At 31.2% G+C, this 3,633-nt stretch carries 2 protein-coding genes and 4 tRNA genes; 1 reads left to right on the plus strand and 5 read right to left on the minus strand.

The window, feature by feature from the left end:
* Window positions 1–2: 2 nt before the first annotated feature.
* Window positions 3–79, minus strand: a tRNA-Pro gene (locus tag CN925_RS15750).
* Window positions 80–84: 5 nt separating this feature from the next.
* Window positions 85–161: transfer RNA gene (locus tag CN925_RS15755), tRNA-Arg, on the minus strand.
* A gap of 548 nt (window positions 162–709) precedes the next feature.
* Here CN925_RS15755 and cls point away from each other — a divergent pair.
* Window positions 710–2,155 (plus strand): cardiolipin synthase, encoded by a 1,446-nt coding sequence (cls, locus tag CN925_RS15760; RefSeq protein WP_098847308.1) that lies wholly within the window; start codon window positions 710–712, stop codon window positions 2,153–2,155.
* Between the two features lie 595 nt (window positions 2,156–2,750).
* Here cls and CN925_RS15765 read toward each other — a convergent pair.
* The 3 genes from CN925_RS15765 to CN925_RS15775 form a co-directional block, all read right to left on the minus strand.
* Entirely contained in the window at window positions 2,751–3,203 is a 453-nt protein-coding gene (locus tag CN925_RS15765) for a helix-turn-helix domain-containing protein (RefSeq protein WP_098847310.1), read from the minus strand.
* A gap of 231 nt (window positions 3,204–3,434) precedes the next feature.
* A tRNA-Leu gene (locus tag CN925_RS15770) sits at window positions 3,435–3,517 on the minus strand.
* Between the two features lie 13 nt (window positions 3,518–3,530).
* Window positions 3,531–3,603 (minus strand) — tRNA-Lys (locus tag CN925_RS15775).
* Window positions 3,604–3,633 lie beyond the last annotated feature (30 nt).

Consider the following 3,633-nt stretch of genomic DNA (forward strand, 5'->3'; position numbering starts at 1 on the left):
AATGGTCGGGAAGACAGGATTTGAACCTGCGACCCCCTGGTCCCAAACCAGGTGCTCTACCAAGCTGAGCCACTTCCCGTAATATGGCGCGCCCGAAAGGACTCGAACCCATAACCTTTTGATCCGTAGTCAAACGCTCTATCCAATTGAGCTACGGGCGCATATTATAAAGTGTGTCGTCTTCGTTAGCGACTTTTACAGTTTACAACATCTGACTGTTCATGTCAACACTTTTTTTAAAAAGTTTTTTTAACTTTAAAAGCTTACTACGATAAGCTTTCGTTGACTTCGTTAACTTGTCCGACTCGACTTAAACTATATTAAAGTATCCAACAACTAATGTCAACACTTTAAAATAAAAAATTTACGAATTTGTATACTTATTTGATCTACCTCGACTTAAAGTCCTTTTTTCAAGTTATTAAAGTACTTTTAATCAATACATATTTATCATTTCCGACATAGTACTACGAAACACTAACTGAATTACTTTGGTACAATTTAAGTACATACCCCAATTATACAGAGTATCTCCTTTTTCTATATAATAAGAAAATCTATTTTTCATATCTGATATGTAACGAGATTGAATTTGTATATGAAGTGTTTTCGAATACTTTTTTCTTTTAAATAAAAAATATGAACGAAGAACATAAAAAAAGATAGTAAACTAATATAAGGTAATCTAACTTAATAGGAAGTGTGAAAAATGGATATTAATAATTTTCTTACAATCCTCCTTATCATCAATATACTTTTAGCAGGAGTACTTGTATTTATTGAAAAAAGAGATGTTGTTGCCACGTGGGCTTGGCTAATGATCTTACTTTTTATACCTATAGTGGGTTTTGTTCTATATTTATTTTTAGGTAGGCAGCTAAAACAAAAGAATTTCTACCATCTATCCACTAAAGAAAGAACTTATCTACAATTGGCAGTTACGGACCAGGCTAATAAAATTCATAATGATCAAATTTTTCATCAAGATGAGCTACTATCAAAGCATTCACATTTAATTATGATGAATTTAAAGTCAGCTAACGCTTTATTAACGACAGATAACGAAATCCGAACGTTTCGAGATGGTCACGAAAAATTTAATTCTCTATTTAAAGACATACAACTTGCCCAAAAAGAGATTAATATCGAGTACTATATCATCCAGCGTGATTCATTAGGAAAGAAACTAAGAGATGAACTTACAAAAAAAGCAAAAGAAGGTGTAAAAATACGAGTCCTGTATGATGACATTGGTTCCAAAAGAATTACCCCTTCCTTTTTCAAAGAACTTGTTAAACATGGTGGCGAGGTAGTAGCGTTCTTCCCTTCATTCCTAAGACTGATCAATTTTCGTTTAAATAATAGGAATCATAGAAAACTGTGTATTATTGATGGGAAAATTGCCTATATTGGAGGATTCAATATTGGAAATGAATATCTTGGTATTGATCAGAAATTTGGTTATTGGAGAGACACTCATTTTCGGATAATTGGAGAATCAGTTAATCAAATTCAAGGTAGATTTATTTTAGATTGGCAACAAGCCACTAATCAACCTGTACATAGTATAGAAGAATTCTCATTTAATAGTGAAAAGAATATTGGAAGTACCCCTATCCAAATAGTTGCAAGTGGACCAAATTCAGAAACAGAACATTTGAAAAATATGTACGTTAAATTAATTATGTCAGCTAAAAAATCTGTTTATATTCAAACACCGTATTTTATTCCTGATACAAGTATTATGGATGCGTGCAAAATCGCAATTTTATCTGGTATCGATGTAAGAATAATGATTCCAAGTAAACCTGATCACCCATTCGTGTATTGGGCAACTCTATCGTACGCTGGAGAACTTTTATCATATGGTGCAAAAATATTACTTTACGAGAATGGTTTTTTACACGCTAAAACAATCGTTGTGGATCATGAAGTAGCTTCAGTAGGAACTACTAATATCGATACTCGTAGTTTTAAATTAAATTTCGAAATAAACGCGATTACCTACTCAGAGGAAAAAGCTTCTGAATTACGAGATCTTTTTATACTTGATAGTAAACATTGTAGTGAGCTTACAATTGATAAATATCAAGAGAGATCAGTCATAATCAAGTTTAAAGAAGCTATCTCACGTCTTTTATCTCCAATATTGTAAAGAAGAAACATTACTTAACGGTAATGTTTTTTATTTTATCTTTATAGAAATCGAAAGGTGATACACAGTAAAAAAAATGAAAAAAGCAAATGAAATACTTAAAGAAGAAGCATATAACTTAATGTGACAGAAGAAATGAACTTAGTTTATGTTGTTACGACCTTTTTTTAAATCAAAAAATTTCTGTATTACAGTAATGCTTATAAATAATATAAGAAAATCCATTATAGGATAAAGTATGGTTTTGGGCACTAATTTGTTATAGAAATACAAAAATAGAACCGCCCATAATATAGTAGAATATTTTAATATGGTATTCATATATCCCCAGTTAGTAATATGGCTGTTTTACTTAAAACTCTCTTAATTAACTCGACTTTATTATTACAGCCCCTCCTTTTAATATTTAATCTAAGTATAACAAGGAAAAGCCCTTCATAATTGTTCTAATTTTGACTATTTTTTAACCATAAATAACAAAAAAAAGAAGCCAGCGATTGCCAACCCTAAAAAACTTCCTAATTTGAATTATGTAGTTTTTAGTTATCAAAAGTGAGTTTTTTCATATAAAAACTTATTCGTACTCAATCAATCATCACTGAGTGTATTTCTTTTTATAATAGTCCGATCCAACTCCACCAATTATCATCAATATCATCGGTATAAAATTTATAATGAAATGATTACCCTTTAAGATTGTAATATCCGCTCCCATAAATTTATTCAAAAGGAAAATAATCAATTTAGTCAGTAATAAAATAGCGCCAACTATAAAGATACAGTCAAAAGTTATTTTTAAATTCGGATTTGCTAACTGTTTACTATCTTGAATTATTTTTTCTTTTAATTCATCATCGCTTCTTAATAACTCATCAATGGTAATATCAAATAAATCACTTAATTTAATCAATACCTCAATACTTGGATAATTTTTTTCCGTTTCCCATTTGGAAACGGTCTGTCGACTTACATGAATCTTCTCTGCAAGGTCATTTTGTGACCATCCTCTTTTTTCACGTTCATCTTTTAATCGTTTACTAAAAATCATGAAATCACTTCCTTTCAGTAACTCAATTATTATTAATATACGATGTTATGTAAAGATAGTATTACGTGCATTAGGGTGCAACCTGAAGTTGCCATGTATAAATCATCATTAAATCACCATTTTTGCTATATAATAACCATTCTAATAATATTCAAACAAGAATTACTTAAATAGAAGAAAAACAAAAAAGACACCTTACAATTGTAAGATGCCTGATAAGTCATATTAAGATGCGGCCGAGAGGACTTGAACCTCCACGGAGAAACCTCCACTAGGCCCTCAACCTAGCGCGTCTGCCATTCCGCCACGACCGCGAATAAACAAAAGTGAGCCATGAAGGATTCGAACCTTCGACCCTCTGATTAAAAGTCAGATGCTCTACCTACTGAGCTAATGGCTCGTAATAATATAAATTTATAAAATATTGCGT

Origin of the sequence: Bacillus sp. AFS055030, from assembly GCF_002574545.1 — a bacterium.
GTDB lineage: Bacteria > Bacillota > Bacilli > Bacillales > Bacillaceae_G > Gottfriedia.